Genomic DNA, 23,094 nt, shown 5'->3' with positions numbered 1-23,094 from the left:
TTCATCAAAAAAGATAGTAAAAACTGAATAATCATCAAAAAAGACAGACAATATTTGGAGGTATAATATATATGACACAGGAAAAGACAATCGAAGTATTAAGAAAGAGAAATGCAAAATTACAGGAAGAACTGGACGTATTGAAGGGAAAAAATGCAAAATCCACTGATGAATCTAAGGATAAACGTGTGGATGAACTGCTTTCTGAATTAGAGGGAATCAAGAAGCAATGGCAGGAAGCATTGAAGGATTTAAAGGGCGAAAAAGCGAAATACACAGAACTGATAAGGGATATGAAAAGTATTAAAAAGACCTTCGAGGCGGTTTAGAACTTGGGAATTTAAGAGATTAGAATTCAAGGAACTTGGAACAGAGGATGATATAGCAATAGAACCATACAAAAATAGTAACGTAACCATATAATTTTAGTAGTATGTCGGTCATGCATAGTAAGCAATACCGGCATTTTAATTTGTATAGGCAGTGGACAGTTGTTGTCTGCTGCCACTTTTGAATAAAATTCTATGGAGGTACACAGACATTAGCAAGGAAGATTATACAACGACAAGTTGTCCACTATGGGCAAAACTTAATTTAACTATAAAAGAAGCAGCAGAGTATTCAAATATTGGAGAGAATCGGCTAAGAGAATTAGTAGACAGCCCTAATTGTACCTTTGTGTTATCTGTGGGCAATAAGAAAAAATTGATTAAACGAAGACCATTTGAACAATATATCGAGAGCAAAGATTGGATATAAAAATATAAAGATGAAAAATATAGATTTAAGAATATAGATGCAATAGATTGAAGCAGAGCCTTAAATGTGATAAGATTTACTATCATATTAAGGCTCTTTTTGTGAAAGGAGCTAAGAAATGTCAGATATAAAGCGAAAGGATAACAGAGGAAGAACATTAAAGGGAGGCGAGAGCCAGCGGAGCGACGGGAGATATCAGTATCAGTACATAGGTCTGGACAAAAAGAGACATTCTGTATATAGTTGGAGCCTATTGCCCTCGGATAAAGTGCCGACAGGAAAAAAATCAGATAAATCATTACGTGAGAAAGAAAAAGAGATACAAAAAAGTTTACTGGAAGGAGAAAATATCTTCTATGGCAATATAATTCTAAACGAAATGTTCGATATTTACATTAAGAAGAAAAAGCATAGAGGAAAACCGTTATCCCCCAATACTGTAATGAATTATGTAAGTATGTATAATAAATATATCAAGGAATCACCTATCGGTAAAATGAAAATCCAGGAGATCAAGAAAATTCATATCGTGGAATTATATGTCTCTTTACAAGATAAAGGTTTGTCATATGGAACAATTATATTCTACCAGAAAATGTTATCAGCAATATTTAACATGGCAATAGATGAAGAGTATATTGATAAAAACCCCACAGTGAGGGCATTAGACCAAATCGAAGGATGTAATACAGAAAAACAGGCATTAACAGTCAATGAACAGGAAGCATTATTAAGATATGCTCAGAAATATCATCCTAATATGTATCGCAAGTTAGTATTTTTGGTTGATTCTATGTGTAGGGTAAGTGAATTCGCTGGAATAACCTGGAATGACATTAATATGAAAGAAAGAATTATATCAATCAACCACCAGCTTCAATACAAAAAGTATGTTGGTGAGGAGTGTGCCAGATTCCGTATTATTCCAACTAAAGGAAGAAATGTGAGATATATTCCAATGACGGACAGACTCTACAAAGTGTTAAAAGAGATGAAAAAGAGTTATTTTATCACTCGAAGGGAAGATATAGAAGTAGATAACGTGACCGATTTTATATTCTTCTCTGAATATGGCAGTTTAATTTGTGCGGGTACATTTCGTGCAGAACTGTTACGATTAAAGGATTCTTACAACAGTAAACACCCTAAAAGTAAGATCGGATATTTAACTCCGCACATTCTCCGTCATACCGGATGTACCAGAAATGCAGAGAACGGTATGGATATGAAAGTACTCCAATATCTCATGGGGCATAAATCTTCTAAGATTACAAACGAGGTGTACAACCATATAACTGAAGAAAGAGTTATGGAGGAAATGTTGAAAACCGCTAAAAATCAGCAAAAGCAGGCATAAATTCATACAACAAAATTTACCTCACATCTGTTGTAATTTACAACACATTTTACCTCACTTTGTTGTAAAATTATAAAAAGATATAAGAAGATACGTGAAATGAAAATTCTATAAACCGCGATTTTATCACGTTTTAACAACTTATAAGAAGATACGTGCCCATCAGTAATCTTTCAAAACTGTAAGATTACTGCAAGAAAGGGCAATACTACATAATCCCATAATCTGTTAAAATAAAACTGACAAAAACATCCGGCAAAAGAAAGGAGAGACAATACATGAAGGATTATATCCGAGTTTGTGATGTAGAAAAATATTACGGCAATGCCGAAAATGTGACGAAAGCCATTGACCGTGTCAGTTTTACAGTAGCCCAGGGGGAGTTTGTAGGAGTCATGGGCGCGTCGGGCTCAGGCAAAACCACCCTATTGAACATGATGTCAACCATTGACCGGGTAACAGCAGGGCATATCTGGTATGGGGATACGGATATTGCGGAGATGGAGGAGAGTAAACTTGCCAATTTCCGAAAGGAAAATCTTGGCTTTGTGTTCCAGGACTACAATCTTCTGGACACACTGACTATAGAGGAAAATATCATCCTTGCCATGACTCTGCGCAAGGAGGGAAAAAAAGAAATTCAGAAAAAATGCGACGAGATGCTTCGACTTCTTGACATTGCGGATATTCGGGGCCAGTTTCCCTATCAAGTATCCGGTGGGCAGAAGCAGAGGTGTGCATGTGCCAGGGCGCTGGTGAACCGCCCACGTCTGATTCTGGCGGATGAGCCCACAGGGGCCTTGGATTCTAAGTCTGCCCAGACCTTGCTTGAGACATTTACAGACATGAATCAAAAAATGCAGGCAACCATCCTGATGGTGACCCATGATGCATTTTCCGCAAGCTACTGCGGACGGATTCTGTTTTTAAAGGACGGCCGAATTTTTCATGAGCTGCTGCGCGGCTCAAATGGCAGGCGAGATTTTTTAAATGAAATTCTGGATGTGCTTGCCTTAACAGGAGGTGAGATAAGCGATGCTCAGTAAACTTGCTTTTCGGAATGTGAGGCGCTCGGCAAAAGATTATCTAGTGTACTTTCTCACCATGACCTTTGTGACAGCGCTGATGTTCGCCTTTAACAGCCTGATTTTTACCGAAGATATTGAAGAAATGTTTGATATCGCAGGAATTATGATGGCTCTTGTGGGGCTTGCGACATTTTTTATCGTATTGATTGTAGCATGGCTAATCAATTATATGGTTCGTTTTATGCTGGAGAAACGGAGTCAGGAATTTGGAATCTATCTTCTGATAGGCATGAAGAAGAAGGAGATAGCCCGCCTTTATATTCGAGAAAATGCCTTGCTTGGAGCAGGGGCGTTCCTTATGGGAATGGCTTTGGGCGTCTTTTTGCAGCAGGTGATTATGGCAATTCTCTACAGCATGATTCAGATAAAATACGATATCCATATGGAATTCAACAGCGCCTGTATCCTGCTGACTGTGGGGTGTTATGCAGGATGTTATATCCTTGCTCTTTTCAGAAGCGGCAGGAAATTTCGGAAAATGAATATCCGTGATTTGATGGATGCGCAAAAGAAAAATGAAGAAATAAAAGAGTCCCATGAGCAGTTAAAAAAATGGTTTTTTCCGGCTTCACTTCTGTTTCTTTTAGCCTTTGCAATATTCATTTTCTTTGGGGGAATAAGGAGTGTGGGGCAGGTATTATTTTTTCTTGTGGGTCTTATTCTGGTAATCTATATCTTTTACATCGGCCTTTCCTCCTGGCTGATCTGCTATATACGAAAGAAGAAAAATGGGATCTACCGCGGGCAGAATCTTTTTCTGCTCAGACAGTTTTCTTCAAAGCTAAAGGTCATGAGCTTTACCATGGGGACGCTGACATCTTTATTTACTGTAGCTTTCCTTGGATGTACAGTTGCAATGATGTTTAGTGATTATCAAAACAAACTTCTTGAGACAAAGTTTCCGTTTGACGTTCAGATTTACAGTGATGATATAGAGGAGGATTTTAAGGACGAGCTTGATGTAATTGAAGACGAGGCAAAGGTATTGGATGTATTACCTTATTATATCTATGCAAATGTTCCAGAAGAGTTTTTAGGGGAATCAGTAAATATACAGGAGGATTTAACAGAAAGCCAGGAGAAAGCAGATGTGTCGAAAGAAAGGATGGAGAGGGCGAATCAAGTGAATGTATGGCTGAGTACCCATCTGAAGATTTTTGGAGATACCTATCAGAATGAAGACAAAAGCCCGAATCTTAAAAAAATAGAAAAGGATTCCAGGGACGGCAGCTTTTATTGCAGATATGATACTTATATGAGATTATCAGATTACAATCATCTGCGCAGTATGCTTGGATACAAAAGGGTTTCCCTCAAAGAACAGGAATATCTTATCCATATCAAGGAGAGAATTCACAGTGAGGTAGAATCCATGAAGGATGATATTACCGTAGAAGGAGACGAAGGAGAGCTTCGGTTTGCAGGTTATTATACAGAGCCATTTTCCCAGGATGGTCATAATGGAGGGGATTATGTGATTGTAGTTCCGGATTCGGCGGTTTCATCCCTTACTCCTTACTATGCGGAGCTGGCTGTGGATATTGAGGGCGAAGCACCTGTAGGTCTGGGAAAGAAGCTGGATGCTCTTGTAGAGCCAAAGGATTGGGAGGAGTCGGAAGAAATCAATATGTCAGAAGACGGTGAGGAGGACGAAGACACAGATTTCGCAGGGCATAAGGGAATGGGGGGAAATAGCTGCTGCGGTTCCGATACAATCATAGTGATGTCAGTGTCGAATATGGTGCGGGATAATCTGATTCCAGAGATGAAGTACATACTGTCAACCGTGATTTTCCCCTGTTTTTATATCGGTCTGGTGTTTTTATGCGTGGCGTTGACAGTCCTGTCCGTCCATCAGCTTAGTGATTCGGCAAAATATAAATTCCGCTATTCGGTGCTTAAAAAACTGGGAATGAACAAAAGAGAGATTAGCATGGTCATCTTAAAACAGCTTGTAGGTTACTATCTGTGTCCTGTGCTTCTGGCGTGTGTAATCGGCGGCAGCCTGTCTGTGTTCATGAGCGGCAAATTCATTTTCTATACAGGGATTCATTCGGCTGTAATATATTATTTTGGATTGACATTTTTGTTATTTTTCGGGATATATGGGCTATATTTTATTACAACCTATATAAGCTTTCGGCGAAATGTAGAAATAGATCCTTAGCATATAAGCTGTTATATTTTTAAGGAAGAAGATTACAGACAGTAAAAATTGACCAATTATGCATATGGGATTGAAAAAGAGAGGAAGGGGATGGTATAATGAATAGAAAAATGTAATGGAAAAAGGATGAAAGAGTGAGTCATATGAGTACACGAAAGAAAAAAATGATTGTGGGTATCGTAGGAGGAACCATCGTTTTACTGGCATTGGCATATATAGGAGTCGGTGTTTTCTTTACCAGTCATTTTTTAATAAATACAGAGATTAACGGGAATGATTTTTCAGGAAAGAGTGTATCGGAAGCAGACGAGTTTTTTAAAGAGCAGGTAAAAGATTATACCCTTACCATTCATGACATCAATGGAGCGACAGAGACAATCAACAGCAGTGACATTCTTCTGGTATATAATGAAAATGCAGATCTTGAGAGTATTTTAGAAAAGCAGAATGCATTTCTGTGGCCCAAAGCATTTTTCGAGAAAAATACTGAGGATGTTACGTTTGACTTGTCCTATGATGATACAAAACTTCAGGAGAAGATTAATTCTTTCGGAATCCTGCAGGCAGGGCAGACGCCTGCGCAGTCTGCCTATCCGGCATTTGACGGCAGCCAGTTTGTCATTACGCCGGAGGTCTACGGGATTACTGTGACGCCGGAGACATTGAAGGAGAAGGCGTCGTCGTTTATCAAGCAGCTTTTGCCAGAGATGGATTTGGCAGAACAGGGCTGTTATGAGACGCCTCGATTTTTCTCTGATTCTGAGGAAGTAAAGCAGGCCTGTGATAAGATGAACGAGTATTGTCAGGCCAGTATCACCTACACCATGGATGTCCCTGTGGTAATTGACCGGACGGTGATTTCCACATGGCTGTCAGTGGATGCAGACATGAATGTAATTGTGGACGAGAACGGCATAAGGGCATGGTTAGAGCAGTTCGGAGAACAGTACGATACAACCGGAAAGACCAGGACATTTACCACGCCTACAGGAAAGAGCGCGACGGTGTCCGGAGGAACCTACGGCTGGTCAATTAATGAGGACACAGAGTTTGAAACCATTCGGAATGCGTTGAACAATAAAGAAGTCATTACAAAAGAGCCTGCATACTATATCAGCGGAGTTGCGGCGTCACATTCTATGCCGGATTGGGGCAATACATACGCTGAGGTGGATTTGAGCGCACAGCATATGTGGTATGTTGTGAACGGCGCGGTGGCCCTTGAATCAGACGTAGTGACAGGACTGCCCACGCCTAACAGGGTTACGCCGGAGGGTGTGTACAGTATTGTGGAGAAGAAGCTGGACAAGGTATTGGTGGGAGAGAAGGATCCTGCTACCGGTAAGCCGGAATATGAGACGCCGGTGGATTACTGGATGCGGATCACATGGCAGGGAGTAGGATTTCATGACGCCAGTTGGCAGAGTTCTTTTGGCGGAACCCGCAACCAGATTGCCGGTTCCCATGGATGTGTGAATATGCCGGTGGATAAGGCGGCCGCACTGTACAATATGATTGAGATGGGTACGCCTGTCATCATCCATTATTAGGATATGTTTCTATTAAAAATAATTTAATTTCAGACACTCAGCAGAGTTCAAAGGGGACTGTTGGATTTAGATTTCTGTTTAAATCCACAGTCCCCTTTGAATAGAAAATGCTTTGCATATCATAAAAAATCTCTGGTAATATTCTTAAGCCACTTATAACTCTTATAATGCCGGTACACGAATGGCAACTTCACAAATTCATCGAGATAAATCAGGAAATATACCCACATTGGAGGCAGCTTCAGCACAAACGCACTTATGAAGCCCAGTGGTACTGCAAAGAACCACATATCAATAAAGTCGCATATAAATCCCCAGCGTGAATCTCCTCCAGAGCGGAAGATACCACAGATCACAGTCGAATTCATTGCCTGTCCGATTACGGAATACATGTTGATATACAGCATAATCCGCAGATATCCTTGTGCTGTTGTCGATAAATCGGCCATATTCATAAAGAGAGGCCGCAGCAGAAAGATTAAGATTCCCCCTGCGATTCCGCTTAGCAATGTGATCTTACAGAAGCGGGAGGCGTCCTCCTTTACGCCTTCCATATGGCCGGCTCCTATGGCTTTGCCAAGAAGAATAGTGCCTGCGTTGGCGATTCCGAAGCAGACGACGGTTCCCAGGTTCTTAGCGACAACGGCGACAGCATTTGCCGCTACAACATCATTTCCCAAATGTCCCATGATGACAGAGTACATGGAGAAAGCGACGCCCCAGGAAACCTCGTTTCCAAAAGCAGGGAGAGAGTATTGCAGGAAATCCTGGAACAAAAGCTTATTATGCCGAAACAGAAGCGACGGGCGGAAGCGAATGGTCTGAAACCAGCATGCGTCCAACAGGCATATGGTTAGTTCAACAAAGCGGGCAATGGTGGTTGCAAGAGCGACTCCCATGATTCCCATTTTTGGAAGTCCGAACCAGCCGAAGATGAATACTGCGTTGAGTACAATATTCAGTCCAAGGGCCGAACCGTTGGTGAGGGTAGCGAACATCACCCGCTCAATGGAACGCATTGTACACAGATATACCTGTGAAATACTCATAAACAGGTATGAGATTCCTACAATGCGCAGATATGGGATACCTGTGCGGATTAACTCTGCCTCAGAGGTAAAGATTAACATTAAAAGTCTTGGAAAGAAGCAGGCAAGCACGAAAAACAGGAAGGATACGATTATGGATATCTTCATGCCGATTCCCATGATTTTTTCGATGGTTTTGGTATCCTTCTTACCCCAGTACTGCGCCGCCAGCATCCCGATACCAGAGGAAATGCCAGAGTAGACCAGATTTAGAATGAACATAATCTGGCTCGCAAGGGAACCAGCGGAGAGGGCTGTTTGGCTTACCCACCCAAGCATGATAACGTCGGCAGAGCCAACGGCGGTTGTGATTAAGTTCTGGAATACGATTGGCAGAGCAAGGCGGAACATATCGCGGTAAAAGGTCGAAGGTTTTGTAAGTACTTTGTTCATGAGCGCCTCCTGTAATTTTTCTAAATATGCTTGATATCCTGTCTGCAGGGGATGAAGGAATCAAAGTAAGTAAGGAATAGTATAGATGATTTTTGAGAATTTGTCGTATGATATATTAGGAGAAAACTACGTTATTATGACATTTCGATATATAGACATCCTTTTGGAAAGAGCTTCGTATTATTTTTTATTAAATAAAAAGACTGCCAACAAGTGGCAGGATAGCTCAAGATTTCGCAGAGTAAACTACTCTTAGATTTTTTTCTAAATAGCATATCTATTATAACCATCCCAGATAAATAATTCAATACCTAAATTGTTTTTAGGGTATTTTTGTCAGCATTTGGCAAGAGTTTAGAGAAAAATATTCTCTCTATTTTGTTACAATTATCATATTCTCTGTATTTTTTGAAATTTTTCTTAAAATATTTCAAAGTATCATTTAAAAAGTTTCGCAGAGTAGTTTACTCTGCGAAGGAAGTGGTTGTGATTTGGTATCTGCTTCATTGTCAGAAACAGAATGAATGGAAGGTTTTGGAAGGCTTAAGAAGTAAGTTGTCTAAGACTGCCTTGAAGACTGCCTTCGTCTTTACTTACGACAGAATGCGCAGGTTTGAAGGAGAGTGGCATCTGGAAAGACGATTAATGTTTCCGGACTATGTGTTCCTGGAAACTGGTGATGAAAGGGCGCTGACAAAAGAATTGATGCATGAAGAAATGTCCCTTCTCCATGTAAAAGAAAATGAGAAAATGTTCCTGACATCTCTGTGCGGGGAGGCTCACCATCTTGGCATGTCCAAGGGGATTATCCAAAATGGAGCTACCTGTATTACAGAAGGACCTCTGCGGGGAATGGAGGAACGAATCAGCCGAATTGACAGGCATAAAAGGCTTGCGAGGCTGGCAACTCCTGGGAGGATGGCATCAGGGAGTATTTTGGCAGGATTGGAAATCATAGAGAAGAGTTAGGGATAACTAAGAAGGAGTATGAAAATCTAAGGGATTGTTAAAAAAGCAGAGTCATAAAATCCGTCTGTGGTCAGTGCCATGGCTGGGTGGGAGTCTGTCATAAGGATATACCCTGGTGGGCGTGTAGGCTTCGCTCAATCAGGTTGGAAGAATAAGGGTTCAGGGCTTGTTTGGTCGTGAATATGGCGAAGCATACCCAAAAAGTACACTTATTTGTACGGAGGATATTTGGGGAGGAATATGAAAAACTCGTAAAGAGGTGAAGGTATGTGGTATGTGATTCAAACCCAGACAGGGGATGAAGAAAAACTGGTAAAGTTAATCGAAAAGATGATTCCGAAAGAGCAGTATGAGGAGTGTTTTTGTATGAACCGAGAGTGTGTCAGAAAGACGGAGAAAGGGTATGAGATCTTCCTTCGCCCGTTGTTTCCTGCATATATCTTTGTGGTAACGGACGACCCAGGAAGATTATTTTTTGAGCTGAAGAGGATACCCAGGCTTACAAAGCTTCTGGGGGATACAAAAGATACGTTTTTCAGTGTCTCCAGGGAGGAAGAAATATTTTTAAAAAATGTACAGAATAAAGACCATGTGGTGAAACGGTCCTTGGTAGAGGTGGATACAGAGGGAACAATCATAAAAGCAGACGGGGCTGTAGGGGTATATCTTAGGCATGTGATAAGGCAGCGGCTTCGGAAGCGGTATGTCTGCGTGGAGAAGGAGTTTCTTGGGGAGAAGAGGAGGATATATCTGGGGATAAAATTAAAGGAAGATGGGGAAGCAAAATGAGAAGGGGGACCTTCTTATTTTTTATGAAGAAATTTAATGGAAAGAGGAATAACAAAAGTATGAATTATTTGGTAGTAGTTGCACATCCAGATGATGAGGTTCTGGGTGCAGGCGCGACGATACATAAACGAATCAGAGACGGACACAAGGTTGCTGTAGCGATTATGGTTTCACAGGCGGCTGCAAGGCAGGGCTTATCATCTACATTATCAAGAGATGAAAAGGAAGCGCTCTCAATGATTGGCGTTGAAAAAACATATCATGCAGATTTTCCCAATATAAAAATGAATACAGTACCGCATCTTGAAATGGTGCAGTTCATAGAAGCCTGTATAGAAGACTGGAAAGCAGAGGCAATTATTACCCATCATCCTGCGGATACTAACATCGACCACATTGAAACATCCAGAGCTGCGCAGGCCGCCAGCCGGTTATTTCAAAGAAGGGACTATATACAGCCTTTGAAAGAATTTATGTATATGGAAATCCCCTCCTCAACAGAGTGGTCGGTAGATTCTTCATCAAACCGCTTCACAGCCAATTATTTTGTAGAGACAGGACGCAAAGGAATCGAGTTGAAAATGAAAGCACTGGCCGCATATAAGGGAGTTATGAGGCCGTATCCTCATCCCAGATCATATGAAGCATTAGAGAGTTTAGCAGCATTTCGAGGCGCACAATCAGGGAGTAATTATGCCGAGGCGTTTGAATGTGTATTTTTTAGAGGATGATATGAAATCAAGGAGAATAAAAAGGTTATTTGATTGTATATTTGGAATAATACTTGGCATTATTGCCATTCCTATTTTAATCATAACAAGTATCTTTGTATTTATATGTTCGCCGGAGGCTTCACCCATTTTCAGGCAAGTGCGTGTAGGCTACAAGGGAAAAGAGTTTGCGATGCTAAAACTCAGAACAATGGATCTATGTCAATACTTTAGACAAAAAAAGTTGAAAGATTATGCTGCTTTTTTGAGTTCCTCATCCTCCTTTTGCTGTGGTGTCAGATAACCGATAGAGCTATGGATCCGTTTACGGTTATACCAGCCCTCTATGTATTTAAAGATTGCTCTGCGAGCTTCCCTTAAATCCTGGTAAGTATGAAGATAGATTTCTTCCTTTTTCAGTACGGAATGGAAAGATTCCATACAGGCATTATCGTATGGATTTCCCTTACGACTAAATGAATGCAGGATTCCTTTACTGCCCAGGCAGTCTTCAAATGCCTGGCTCGTATACTGACTTCCAAGATCACTATGAAGGATGATCCCCTCGGTATCCCTGACATTCAGGCATGCGTTTTCTACCGCTTTAACCGCCAGTTCCGCCGTCATAGATGTGCCATAGGCATACCCTATAATCTTTCGGCTGCACAGATCCATGACAGAAGCCAGATAGGTCCATCCTTCTTTCTGTACATGGATGTAAGTGATATCCGTACACCATTTCTGGTTGATGGTCTCCGTCCCAAAATCACGCCTCAGGATATTTTTCTTATCCTCCGGGATGCTGCCATGGTTGGCATGATGATTGTACTTCTTTACTACGATAGAGCGCAGTCCCTGCTCTGCCATATGCCTCTGCACCCTCTTGACGCTGCAAGGTGTACCATTATCATTCAGCACACGGCATATTTTGACAGCCCCATACCTTTGTTTTGAGTCATCATATGCCTGTTTCACTTTCCTGCCGAATTCCGCATATGCCTTCTGCTTATTTGAGGGTACACAAACCAGAGCCTTGTAATAGGTACTCCTTGGGAATTTCAGAGCGCTGCAAAGCTGAGATACACAGTAGCGGGTTAAGTTGTTCTGGATAAAGGAAACAATCTCGGCTATTGTTCTTTCGCGAATATGGCGGTCGCTTTTTTAATATTTCATTCTCAATCTTAAGGCGTTGGATTTCTTTCTGGAGAGCCTTATACTCCTTAAGGGTGACCGTCTCCTCCCCGGATACTTTGATGGGGAGAGCTGTTTTACCCAGTTGCTGAGTGTGCTTCGATTTACGCCATATTCACGCTCCAGTTGCGGATACGAGGTTCCTCCGGCATTATACAGATCCACGATCTGCTGCTTGAATTCCGGAGTGTAAGATTTCTGGTTTTTCGCCATGTAAAACATCTCCTTTGCTTTTTCACTTGATAGTATAGGTTGTTCAACTTTTCCTGTCCACACTTATATACTAACACCACAATGACAGATCAAAGAGCTTCAAACAAAGAACTGCTTCCCGACGAAGAACGTCTGAAATGGTGGGGGAAATTAATTCGTAAAACAAACATAGATGAACTGACTCAAATACTGCATATATTGGCTGGTCAAATGTCATTCATAGGGCCAAGACCCTTACTGCCCAAAGAAATGTTGGTGATGACGAAAAAGGAGCAGAAAAAACGTCAGTCTGTGCTTCCGGGGATCGTTGGATGGGAAAGCGTAAATGAGGATAAGAGTTCTTCCAGAGCAGAGATGGCTCAGTTTGATCTCTACTATGTAGATAATTGGTCTCTAAGGCTGGATGCAAAGATATTCTTTCTGACAATCTATCATATTTTTTCATTCAGCAGACCGGATGATTCATTAAGAGCGCCGCGATTATCAGAGGAAGAAATTAAAAAAGCGGCGGAGAAAGAGGAGATACATAGATTATGAATAACTCATATAAGGGCCATTTAGTAATCGTCTTTGCATTGGAACATTATAATCCGCTGGGACATATCAGAAGCCTTGGTGAAAATGGGATTAATCCGATTTATATTTCTGTAAAAAGAAGAGGACCGGTGGCATGCTTAAGCAAATATATTTCGACTTGCCATCATGTGGATTCAGTCGAGGAAGGATATAAACTTCTAATCTCTGAATATGGGGGATACGCTCAGGCATACAAGCCATATGTGATTTTTTCAGATGATAAATCCATAGGTTTTTTTGACTTACATTACGATGAGATTAAGGATAAATTTATTTGCTTTAATGCTGGAAAACAGGGAAGAATTAATGAATTCATGGATAAGCAGCGGATACTGGAAATTGCAAAAGCACACGGATTTCAGGTGTTAGATTCATGGGTTGTAAGGCTGGGAGAGATTCCAAAAGGAATCGAGTATCCTGTTATTACAAAGGATATTTCCCCTAATTCCGGAAATTGGAAGTCGGATGTATTTATTTGTGAGAATGAAGAAGAATTAAAAAAGGCTTTTGCCAATATTTCCAGTCCGATTGTGCAGATTCAGAAATATATTGATAAGAAAAACGAATATGCAATTGAAGGCTTCACAATTAATAAAGGTGCACAGATGTTAATTGGTTCAACTCTAAAGTGGAAGTATCTGGTAAAGGGCTATTACAGCTCTTACCATGACGTAACTATGTTGAAGGATTTTAGGATGCGGACCATGCTTAATGAATTATTTTCAGAGATTGGCTTTGAGGGGATTTTTGAGGTGGAATTCCTGATAGATCAAGATGATACGTATTATTTTCTGGAAGTGAATTTTCGAGCGTCAGCATGGAATTATTCTTCGGCAGTTGCAGGTATGCCTCTTGCTTATCTTTGGGTTAAGTCGATGGAAGATGGATTTATTGCAGAAGACGCAGAAAAAGAATTTGAGGATTTTACAGATATGTCTGAGGTGATTGATTATGGAAAGCGTGTGGAGGGAAAAATGGTCAGCCTTGCAGAGTGGCTTCGCGATTTCAAAGAAGCGAAAGGAACCTACTATTATAATAAAAATGATATGGCTCCATTTGAATATTTATTTGAACATTGGGATGAATATAAGTAAGAGGTAGACAAGATGGAAATTGGCAGCTTCATTGAACTAGAGTTTTCAAAAGGAAACGAGCTTTTTAAAGGTGAAAAGAATATTGCAAGACTAAACAGCGGACGCGCTGCCATCTGGCATGCCTTTCGTGTACTTGTCTGTACTGCCATCTGGCTTCCCTATTATCAGTGCGATACGGTACGAAACTTTTTATATAGAAAAAAAGCCAGGGTAAAGTTTTACCATATTGACGCCTCATTTCGCCCCATTGATTTAATTCCTGATGCTGATGAAGCAGTTCTGCTTGTGAACTATTATGGTGTTATGTCACATCAAAGAATGAAAGAACTTGCCTCAAAATATGAAAATGTGATTATTGATAATTCCCAGGCATTGTTTCACCCGCCGATTAAGGGATGTATGAATGTATATTCAGCAAGAAAATTTGTTGGTGTCCCAGACGGGGCATATGTGATTGGAATGGACGCAGAAAAATACATAGACGAGTATGAACAGTGTCATTCATCTGATACGTCCCTTTTTTTGCTTAAGAGAATTGAGTACGGCTGTGAAGGAAAAACCTATCAAGCCAGATTGGAGAATGAAGGGCGTATTGATACAGAAGACATTATGAAAATGTCAAAATTAACCAGGACAATTCTGGATGGAGCAGACTATGAGCTACTCTGCAAAAAAAGAAGGAAAAATTTTGAATATGCATCAGAACTTTTAGGAAAAAAGAACCGGTTAGATCCACTGAAATATTATTCGGATGATTGTGTACCCATGGTTTATCCGTTTGTGCTGGAAGATGACGATTTACTGAAAAAGCTGTTAGACAAAAAGCATTTTCAGGGACATTGGTGGAGCTATCTGCTTCATGAAATGGCAGAAGACAGCTTTGAATACTGGATATCAAGGTATGTAATTCCGATTACCATTGACCAAAGATATGGAGAAAAGGAATTAGAATACATAACAGATATCATTGGATGAGGGAATCAGGTATATGAGTGTAATTCTTGTTACAGCTTCAAAAGATAATAATTTTTATAATTTCAGAAAAGAACTGATACTTAAGCTTCATGAAATGGGACATGAACTGATTATGGTATGTCCATATGGAAGGAAAATAGATTATTTTACCCAGCTTGGATGCCGGTTCGTTGATATGGATATCGACCGCAGAGGCACAAGCGTTGTGAAGGATTTACGATTAGTAATATTTTATAGGAAACTGCTTAAGAGAGAAAAGCCGGATATTGTTTTAACCTATACCACAAAATGTTCAGTGTATTGTGGATTTCAGTGCGGAAGAATGAATATCCCATACATTGTTAATAATGCCGGACTTGTGGAGTCAGAAAAGGAAGCTTCTATATTGCAAAGAATATTAAGAGTCCTGTATCGTATTGGTTTTTATAAAACTAAGTGTATGATGTATCAAAATACGCGGGAGAGGGATTATGTGAATACACTCTTAAAAAATAGAGTACATTATCGAGATATTCCTGGGTCTGGCGTAAATTTAGAGGAGTTTACATATAGAGCTTACCCAAAGAATGATAGATTAATATTTAATTATGTTGCGAGAATCGTAGATTTTAAAGGAATCAAGGAGTTTATAGAATGTGCCAAATATATCAAAGGCCGCTATCCTGATACAAGATTTGTAATATATGGAGATTATGATGATGATTCCTACAGGGACAGGATGAAAGCTCTTATAGAAGGTGGAATTATCGAATACGGTGGAATCCAGATGGATATGAAGCCATATATAGAGCAGGCAAATGCAGTTATCCATGCAAGCTATTATGAGGGAATGACGAATGTTGTTTTAGAACACAGTGCTATGGGAAGACCATGTATCGGCTCGGATATTCCTGGAGTCAGGGAAGGGATTGAAGATGGAAAAACAGGATATTTGTTTGAAGTAAAAAACGTTGATGCATTAATAAAGGCAGTAGAGAAATTTATCTGTCTTTCAGATGAAGAAAGGGCATTAATGGGGAAAGCTGCACGGTTAAAGATGGAAAAAGAGTTTGACAGAAATATGGTGACGGATATTTATATTGAAGAAATAGAGCAGATATTAAGGAAGTGTACATAGTGGAAGTTCATATAGGGGAGTAGCTTAAGATGACTGATAAAGAAAGAAAAAGAGGTATTTGGCGTAAGATTAGAATCGGATTAGAGGCTTTAACAATGCTTTATAAGATAATTCCAGAAGGGATTATAAAAATGAAACTACACAGAAACAGATTTAAAACAGGATGGGTTCCCATGGCCCAAAGATATGCACTGTTAAAAAGTACAGGTATGCAGCATGACGCAGGAAAGGGGTATTGCATCATACAGCCTAATGTATGCATTTTTAATGGAGATAAATTAACGATTGGCAATAATGTATCCATTAATGAAAATTCCTATCTTGAATGTAAAGGTAAAGTTGAAATCGGAAATGATGTTATGATTGGCCATGGAGTTTCTATTTTATCAAATACGCATAATTATAACAGGATTGATTTGCCGATGAATGAACAAGGTGAGTCCTCAGAAAAAATAAGGATTGGCAATAATGTGTGGATTGGGGCAAAGGCAACAATTCTGATGGGGATTCATATAGGGGACAATGCCATAGTAGGAGCACATGCCCTTGTCAATAAAGATGTTCCTCCAAATGCTATCGTTGGCGGTGTGCCGGCCAAAATACTTCGGATGAGAAGGTGAAGTAATCATGAAAAAAGTGTTTATGTATGTCAATTTTACCACCTATGATATGACGATAGGAATTTCAAAAAAGATAAGAAGCGAAATTGATACATTAAGAAAAATGGGGTATGAGGTTTGGTACTGCGGATATATAAAAATGGGAGTGGCTATCTTTAATCATAACGACAGCATTTATATCCAGAAAAAATATCGTATATCGAATAGATTATATATGAGTCTTCGTCGTTTCTTCCTGATACATATAACCAATCAATTCCTGAACCAAGAAAAATTTGACATAGGATATTTGAGGTGGTGTGCATTCGATCCCCCCTATTTAAAGATGCTAAAAAGATTGAAGAATACAGGCGCTACAATATTAATGGAATCCTTAGGATATTTCCCAGGAGTGGTTTTGCATGGCATGAATGGGAAATATGAAAAATTTTGGACAGTACTGAATCAAAAGCTTGCCGCTAAATATATAGATCTTGTTCTTACAGAAGGTAAATTTGATTCAATGTGGGGAAAACCGGCAATGGAATTTGGAATGGGCGTTGATGTGGAAAATATTACGAAACATACTTATACTGGGAAGAATGACGAATACCATTTCATAACTGTTGCGAATGAGACATTATATCATGGATATGACAGATTAATAAAAAGTTTAGACAGGTACTATATGGAAAATAATTTTCCATATATATTCATACATTTTGTAGGAGAAATATCTGAAAATACAAAGGCTTTAGTCAGTGATAAAATAAAAAACTATATAATTTTTCATGGAAAGCTCTCAGGTGAAGCTTTAGATTCTGTATTTGCTGCAGCTAATATAGCCGTTGGACCAGTTGCACAATATAGAGTTGGAGGGAAAAAGGATACAGGATTAAAAACGAAGGAGTACTTCGCAAGAGGTATTCCATATTTTTATTCAGGTAATGAAGAAGAAAAACTAAAGGACTTTAAATACATCTATCAAGTTCCTGATGATCATAGTCTGCTGGACTTTAAGGAGATTATAAATTTTTATCAATCAATAGATACAGATGCTGCGGCTAAAATGATGAGAGAGTATGCATTAAATAATTATTCATGGAATGTAAAATTCCAAAAAGTATTTGCTTATATGAAAGAAAAGGGCTTGAAATATGAATAAACTAATTGAAAGAATTTTTTTCTATAAAGAGAGTAAAGAGTATTTTTGGAAATGTTATTGAATGCAAAATATGCCAGTGGGGGAGGGATAAAATTAATCAGCAAATTGAAGCTGCATAATTTAAACAATAAATTTGGCTGCGGGATTTCACCAATGACTGATATAGAAGCATGCCCTGAGTTTCCCCATGGATTATATGGGATATTTATTTCCAGATATGCAAAAATAGGAAAAGGATGCGTTATATTTCAACAGGTAACTATTGGAAGCAATTCGATTAAAACATCAGGCTCATATGGAGCACCTGTGATCGGGGATTATTGTTATATTGGGTCCGGCGCAAAGATTATCGGCGGCATAAGAATCGGAAACAATGTAAGAATAGGGGCGAATTGTATTGTATGTACAGATGTGCCGGATAATAGTACGGTAGTCTTGGAAAAGGCAAGAATTATACCCCATGATTATAAATTGGATAATAGATTTTATGGCAATATTTAAAATTAACTATAAAAATAGGAGAGCATTTTTATGAAGGCTTTATTTGTATTTTCAAGCAGGGCATATAAGTACAAAGGGAAATACTATACAGTAAATCTTACGCCAAGTACATTGCATAAACTATATTTCCCATATTGTGAGCAATTAGTGCTTTGCCTGAGAGAGAAGAAGGTTGATTCTGTAGATGGACTAACATATGCAGAAGATGAAAATATATCATATGAATGTGCCAAAATAGATTCGTCTATTGACTTTTATTTGTTAAAACGCCCTTTACTTGAAAGAACAATTAAAAATGCTGTCAGGAAATCAGATTATGTCATTGCAAGAATGGGATTAAGTGGAGTAATTGCTGCAAAATATGCCCGAAGATTTCATAAACCCTATGTATGTGAAGTCGTAGGCCCTGCTTATGAAAATCTTTTCTATCATTCCAGTTTAGGAAAAATTGCTGCATCATATATTGAAAAAATGGTAAAACGTGAAATTCGTAAGGCAAAATATGTAATGTATGTCACGGAAAAAACATTGCAGAAGCAATATCCAACCCAAGGTTACACGGTTGGGATTTCTGATGTAGAAATTCTTAATTATAACCCTGCAAACTTAGAGAATAGAATCAATAGAATCAAAAATTATAGACCAGATGAAAGATTAAAACTTGTTACTCTGGGACCCGTGGATAAAGTGATCAAAGGGCAAATTTATGTAATACAGGCAATAGCTGAATTAAAGAAAGAAAATTATATGTTTGAATATCATCTGATTGGCGGCGGGAATCCTGAAAAACTTATGGATTTGGCGAAGGAGCTGGGGGTGGAAGCTCAGTTATTTTTTGCAGGTACAGTAAGCCACAAGAAGGTGTTTGATTATCTTAAGAATATGGATATCTATATACAGCCCTCTTTGGTGGAAGGATTACCTAGAGCAATCATTGAAGCTATGAGCATGGCCCTGCCCTGTGCAGGTTCAAATGTTGACGGTATACCTGAACTGCTGGAGGATGAAATGATCTTTGAGCCAAAAGACGTCCAGGGGATTATGAGAGTGTTAAAAAGTCTCAATAGAGCTTCTATGCTCAGAAATTCTGAATTTGGATTTAGAAAGGCATTTCATTTTACAGAAGATGAAGCGAATAGAAAAAGAAAGGAGTTTTGGGAGAATTTTATAAAAGAAAATTTTATGAAATAGTCTAAAAATATGTGAGCATGGGGGAAAAAATACTATTTTTACACAACAGTGAAAAAGATCAGATGTATTATGAGGGAGACTTGCCAGAGCATTATAAAATTGACACTATTTTTAAAAATGGCTCCAACATTGAGAAAGGGATTCAGAGGATATGGTTTCATGATAAACTGCCGTTTTATAAAGTAATTTCTCTAAGCAACTGGTACAAAGAAGAATTCGATACCATAATAATAGAAGTTTTACAAAGTAAAAAAGATATTATTGCATTTATTAAGAGCCACTATCCAAGATCCAGGATCATCCTGTGGTATTGGAATACTGTTAAAAGCACCCAGGTATATCCAGACGACCCGATATGCAGAGGCTGTGAATTGTGGAGTTTCGATAAAAAGGACTGCAATAAATATGGAATAAAATACAATACACAGTTTTATAACAAAAATATAAAGCTCCCTATGGAGAAAGAAACCACAGATATATTCTTTTTAGGCGCTGATAAGGGGAGAGGAAAACAGCTTGAATCCTTTAAAAAGGAATTAGAAGAAAAAGGATTCAGTTGTTTTTTTCATGTGACGGAAAATGGAAGGACAGCTCAGACCCAGCTTGATTACAAAAAAAGTATTGCCTATGAGAGCGCGCTTAAATATCTTGCAAAATCCAGGGCAATCTTGGATGTGGGAATCCAGGGACAACAAGGACTGACACTTCGGGTCTTAGAGGCTTTGTTTTTTTCAAAGAAATTAATAACGACCAACAAAGATATTAAAAATTATGATTTTTATTTACCGTCTAATATTTTTATTTTAAATGATAATATGGAGTGTATTCCTCAATTTATGGATATTCCTTATGAGCCAGTGAATAAAGAGATAATAGAATATTATGAGTTCTCAAATTGGATACGAAGATTTGAGAATTAAAGGAGAGGTTTTTTTGACGTTTTATACTTATACGCCAGTGTTGATCATTGGATTAGCTTCAAGTGTGATTTCGGGAATTCTTGGTATTTCCAAACAGAAGAAGTATGCCAGGTATGCTTCATTAATTGCAATTATTTGCATTGCAATTCTTTTCTATGTTTCCCATGGAATAGATGTTTATTATGATAAGAGGTTTTATGATTCTGTGATATCATTACAGATTTTAGGCTCACCAGAAATATTCAACGAATGGGTCTGGCGGTTGATGTGTCTCATTGGAAATAAGCTAGGACTGGATTTTTTTACATTTAGACTGTGCGTTTTATTGGTTTTACTTACATTGGTTTACAGCTCAATCAAAAAGTATTGTTCGGACTATGGATGGGTCTTACTGGTTTATTTAACTTATTTTATCTATGTAGATGCAATGCAGCTGCAAAATACCATTGCAATGTGTATTTTTATGATTTCACTTAAATATGTAATAGACAGAGAAAATGGAAGAAATATTTTTAAATTTATGATAGCATTAGCGTTGGCGGCTGAGATACACAGTGCATATTGGGTATCTTTTATTTATTTGATTTTGTTTATCAAGGATAAGAAGACAATATCAAAATTATTGGTTGGACTTGAAGTTTTATTGATAGGTATTACTTACTTGAATAATAATTATGTTCCAATTGTAAGTACAATGATGGCTTCGACAACCGATTCAAGGCTGTCTAACTATTCCAGCAGCGCGACAATAAGGTCGTGGATCGTCATATTTATGTTGTTAATTGTATATACAATCTGTATATATCTCATCCATTATCATAATAAAAAAAATTACGCTTATTATGAAAAGGTAATGAACGAATCTGAGTTAGAAAGATTTCAAAATAAAAATGATTTTCTAAGCCTGGTTCTAATTATTGATATAATATCTTTCCTGATTATTCCAATGAATATGATGATAACACATATGAATCGACTGATTAGAAATATTGCGATGCTACAATATCTATGTATTTTTTCAAATTATAAGTATATTAGTAGAAAGGGAGTACAAAGGGTATTCCTGATGGGTGGAGTCGTTGTAACGGTAATCGTATGGCGTATCTTTGAATTTCATTATAATAGCGATTATGAGCAGGTTGTTGTGCCTGTATTAAGAGGATTGTATTTTTATGAGTAGCAGAACTGAAAACAGCATAAAAAATGTAAAATTTGGTATTTTACTTCAGTTTAGCAATATAATACTGCGTTTTGCCGTAAGAACTGTTTTTGTTTACTCTTTGGGACCTAAATATCTTGGAATTGGCAGCGTTTTTAATAATATTTTCAGTATTCTATCATTGGCAGAGCTTGGCATAGGTACGGCGATTGCTTATGATATGTACAAACCAGTTTCTATTAACGATACATACAAAATCAAACAACTGCTGGATTTTTATCGCAAATTTTACTATGGAATCGGAGGATTGATTATAGCGGCAGGAGTATGTATCCTTCCTTTTTTATTTTATTTTATCTGATGTTCATGATGTAGAGAATATAACCTTGATTTTTATATTACATATTATTTATTCATCATCCAGCTATTTTTTTGCTCATTACAGGTCTTTATTTAGTGCATATCAATTAGAAAGAATTAATTCCAGTAATACCATGTTTTTTTCTTATTTTCAAACAGGCGGCGAGATGATCGCATTAATTACTACACACAGTTATATTTCATATATGCTGATTCAGATTATATGCACTATATTTAGTAATTATATCCTTAGAATTAAGGCAAAGAGAAGATTTGAGTTAATCAATACTAAAGTGAAGCCCTTATCTAAAAGCGAGATAAAAGGAATCATGTCAAACGCTATGAGTATGCTATCAATAAAAATTGGACAAACGGTTATAACATCAACAGATAATTTAGTGATTTCTGCATTGCTCAGTACCGTATTAGTCGGAATTTACGGAAATTACAGTATGATTATATCGGTACTTTTAAGCACTACGTTTGTACTTGAAAATTCAGTGATGGCAAGCATTGGAAATTTGTGTACAGATAATAATGACGTACAGAAATATTCTGTGTTTAAAAAGATACGATGTGGTTACTCATGTCTGTATGGAGTTATGTGCAGTTGTCTGGTGGCGTTGTTAAATCCTTTTATTGAATTATGGCTTGGAAGAAAATATTTGTTAAGTTTTTATATTGTTATTCTGGTTGTACTTAATTTTTATTTGTTAGGTATCAGGCAGCCTTTAGAAGCATATATTTATGCGGATGGTTTATTTAGGCATTTTCGAGTCAAACCGTGGGCAGAAGCGATTATAAATTTGACTGTATCCATTGTACTGGCTCAAAATCTTGGAATAGCCGGTGTTTTTATGGGAACTGCCATAAGTCATTTTTTGACAACCTTTTGGTTCGATGCATATATCGTATATAAATATTCCTTCGGCAAAAAACTTGTAGAGTATATGAAGCTTTATCTCGTGAATATAACATGGACAGTTATTTCTGTCGCAGTTTCATGTGTATTGTTTAATTATATATATGATAGAACAATCCTAAGTTTTATTCTGTCTGCGATGGCTGTATTTATTGCTTCTGTAGGTATATGCTATATATTTAATTGTAGAAATGATGAATTTAATGAATTGCGGAAACGTTTATTGAAAGGTAAAAATTGA

Annotated in this window: 25 protein-coding genes; 22 read left to right on the top strand and 3 right to left on the bottom strand. The window is 38.1% G+C overall.

What is annotated here, in order from left to right:
* Nucleotides 1–71: 71 nt before the first annotated feature.
* From GN277_RS12745 to GN277_RS12720, 6 genes are all read left to right on the top strand, one after another.
* Nucleotides 72–329 carry a hypothetical protein gene (locus GN277_RS12745; RefSeq protein ID WP_159751383.1) on the top strand — a complete coding sequence of 86 codons (258 nt, stop codon included), beginning with the start codon at nt 72–74 and terminating at the stop codon, nt 327–329.
* 154 nt (nt 330–483) lie between these two features.
* Nucleotides 484–759 carry an excisionase gene (locus tag GN277_RS12740; protein WP_322101256.1) on the top strand — a complete coding sequence of 92 codons (276 nt, stop codon included), beginning with the start codon at nt 484–486 and terminating at the stop codon, nt 757–759.
* A 118-nt stretch (nt 760–877) separates the two neighbouring features.
* A complete protein-coding gene (locus GN277_RS12735) occupies nt 878–2,116 on the top strand; it encodes a tyrosine-type recombinase/integrase (RefSeq protein ID WP_159751382.1) in 1,239 nt (412 codons plus the stop codon).
* A gap of 278 nt (nt 2,117–2,394) precedes the next feature.
* Nucleotides 2,395–3,162 carry an ABC transporter ATP-binding protein gene (locus GN277_RS12730; protein WP_159751381.1) on the top strand — a complete coding sequence of 256 codons (768 nt, stop codon included), beginning with the start codon at nt 2,395–2,397 and terminating at the stop codon, nt 3,160–3,162.
* A complete protein-coding gene (locus GN277_RS12725; protein ID WP_159751380.1) occupies nt 3,152–5,371 on the top strand; it encodes an ABC transporter permease in 2,220 nt (739 codons plus the stop codon). Before GN277_RS12730 ends, GN277_RS12725 begins: the two co-directional genes overlap by 11 nt.
* Nucleotides 5,372–5,514: 143 nt before the next feature.
* Nucleotides 5,515–6,921: a L,D-transpeptidase family protein gene (locus tag GN277_RS12720; protein ID WP_159751379.1), complete on the top strand. Its 1,407-nt coding sequence runs from the start codon at nt 5,515–5,517 to the stop codon at nt 6,919–6,921.
* Nucleotides 6,922–7,040: 119 nt separating this feature from the next.
* Here the strand turns inward: GN277_RS12720 and GN277_RS12715 are convergent, their stop codons facing one another.
* A complete protein-coding gene (locus tag GN277_RS12715; protein WP_159751378.1) occupies nt 7,041–8,402 on the bottom strand; it encodes an MATE family efflux transporter in 1,362 nt (453 codons plus the stop codon).
* A 486-nt stretch (nt 8,403–8,888) separates the two neighbouring features.
* Here GN277_RS12715 and GN277_RS12710 point away from each other — a divergent pair, with 486 nt between their 5' ends.
* The 4 genes from GN277_RS12710 to GN277_RS32405 all read left to right on the top strand — a co-directional run bounded on the left by GN277_RS12710 (nt 8,889) and on the right by GN277_RS32405 (nt 11,174).
* Nucleotides 8,889–9,371 (top strand): transcription termination/antitermination NusG family protein, encoded by a 483-nt coding sequence (locus GN277_RS12710; protein WP_159751377.1) that lies wholly within the window; start codon nt 8,889–8,891, stop codon nt 9,369–9,371.
* Nucleotides 9,372–9,638: 267 nt separating this feature from the next.
* The gene (locus GN277_RS12705; RefSeq protein ID WP_159751376.1) at nt 9,639–10,160 is read left to right on the top strand and encodes a transcription termination/antitermination NusG family protein; all 522 of its coding nucleotides are present in this window, start codon (nt 9,639–9,641) and stop codon (nt 10,158–10,160) included.
* A 23-nt stretch (nt 10,161–10,183) separates the two neighbouring features.
* Complete coding sequence (locus GN277_RS12700) at nt 10,184–10,891, top strand: PIG-L deacetylase family protein (RefSeq protein WP_244324698.1); 708 nt, start codon at nt 10,184–10,186, stop codon at nt 10,889–10,891.
* On the top strand, nt 10,854–11,174 hold the full coding sequence (locus GN277_RS32405) for a sugar transferase (RefSeq protein ID WP_408641664.1): 321 nt from the start codon (nt 10,854–10,856) through the stop codon (nt 11,172–11,174). Before GN277_RS12700 ends, GN277_RS32405 begins: the two co-directional genes overlap by 38 nt.
* Here GN277_RS32405 and GN277_RS12690 read toward each other — a convergent pair.
* Both GN277_RS12690 and GN277_RS30190 read right to left on the bottom strand, forming a co-directional pair.
* Complete coding sequence (locus GN277_RS12690; protein ID WP_244324962.1) at nt 11,123–11,980, bottom strand: IS3 family transposase; 858 nt, start codon at nt 11,978–11,980, stop codon at nt 11,123–11,125. The genes GN277_RS32405 and GN277_RS12690 overlap by 52 nt on opposite strands.
* A 51-nt stretch (nt 11,981–12,031) precedes the next feature.
* On the bottom strand, nt 12,032–12,274 hold the full coding sequence (locus GN277_RS30190; RefSeq protein WP_244324639.1) for a transposase: 243 nt from the start codon (nt 12,272–12,274) through the stop codon (nt 12,032–12,034).
* 81 nt (nt 12,275–12,355) lie between these two features.
* On the opposite strand from GN277_RS30190, the gene GN277_RS12685 reads away from it, so the two are divergent.
* From GN277_RS12685 to GN277_RS12630, 12 genes are all read left to right on the top strand, one after another.
* The gene (locus GN277_RS12685; RefSeq protein ID WP_159751374.1) at nt 12,356–12,811 is read left to right on the top strand and encodes a sugar transferase; all 456 of its coding nucleotides are present in this window, start codon (nt 12,356–12,358) and stop codon (nt 12,809–12,811) included.
* Nucleotides 12,808–13,944, top strand: coding sequence for an ATP-binding protein (locus GN277_RS12680; RefSeq protein WP_159751373.1), 1,137 nt, complete (start codon nt 12,808–12,810; stop codon nt 13,942–13,944). The genes GN277_RS12685 and GN277_RS12680 overlap by 4 nt, the downstream gene beginning before the upstream one ends.
* Before the next feature lie 12 nt (nt 13,945–13,956).
* Nucleotides 13,957–14,919: a hypothetical protein gene (locus GN277_RS12675; protein ID WP_159751372.1), complete on the top strand. Its 963-nt coding sequence runs from the start codon at nt 13,957–13,959 to the stop codon at nt 14,917–14,919.
* A 13-nt stretch (nt 14,920–14,932) separates the two neighbouring features.
* Entirely contained in the window at nt 14,933–16,036 is a 1,104-nt protein-coding gene (locus tag GN277_RS12670) for a glycosyltransferase family 4 protein (RefSeq protein WP_159751371.1), read from the top strand.
* Nucleotides 16,037–16,065: 29 nt separating this feature from the next.
* Nucleotides 16,066–16,656 carry an acyltransferase gene (locus tag GN277_RS29435; RefSeq protein ID WP_204162745.1) on the top strand — a complete coding sequence of 197 codons (591 nt, stop codon included), beginning with the start codon at nt 16,066–16,068 and terminating at the stop codon, nt 16,654–16,656.
* A gap of 7 nt (nt 16,657–16,663) precedes the next feature.
* Complete coding sequence (locus GN277_RS12660) at nt 16,664–17,800, top strand: glycosyltransferase family protein (RefSeq protein ID WP_159751370.1); 1,137 nt, start codon at nt 16,664–16,666, stop codon at nt 17,798–17,800.
* Between the two features lie 51 nt (nt 17,801–17,851).
* Entirely contained in the window at nt 17,852–18,301 is a 450-nt protein-coding gene (locus tag GN277_RS12655; protein WP_159756716.1) for a serine acetyltransferase, read from the top strand.
* A gap of 30 nt (nt 18,302–18,331) precedes the next feature.
* Nucleotides 18,332–19,492, top strand: coding sequence for a glycosyltransferase family 4 protein (locus GN277_RS12650; protein ID WP_159751369.1), 1,161 nt, complete (start codon nt 18,332–18,334; stop codon nt 19,490–19,492).
* Between the two features lie 62 nt (nt 19,493–19,554).
* Nucleotides 19,555–20,412: a hypothetical protein gene (locus tag GN277_RS12645; protein ID WP_159751368.1), complete on the top strand. Its 858-nt coding sequence runs from the start codon at nt 19,555–19,557 to the stop codon at nt 20,410–20,412.
* Between the two features lie 13 nt (nt 20,413–20,425).
* A complete protein-coding gene (locus GN277_RS12640) occupies nt 20,426–21,592 on the top strand; it encodes an EpsG family protein (RefSeq protein ID WP_159751367.1) in 1,167 nt (388 codons plus the stop codon).
* Nucleotides 21,585–21,932 (top strand): hypothetical protein, encoded by a 348-nt coding sequence (locus tag GN277_RS12635; RefSeq protein ID WP_159751366.1) that lies wholly within the window; start codon nt 21,585–21,587, stop codon nt 21,930–21,932. Before GN277_RS12640 ends, GN277_RS12635 begins: the two co-directional genes overlap by 8 nt.
* A gap of 166 nt (nt 21,933–22,098) precedes the next feature.
* On the top strand, nt 22,099–23,094 hold the full coding sequence (locus tag GN277_RS12630) for a lipopolysaccharide biosynthesis protein (protein ID WP_159751365.1): 996 nt from the start codon (nt 22,099–22,101) through the stop codon (nt 23,092–23,094).

The organism is Sporofaciens musculi, assembly GCF_009830285.1.
GTDB lineage: Bacteria > Bacillota > Clostridia > Lachnospirales > Lachnospiraceae > Sporofaciens > Sporofaciens musculi.
This window is presented reverse-complemented; position numbering and strand designations above follow the sequence as displayed.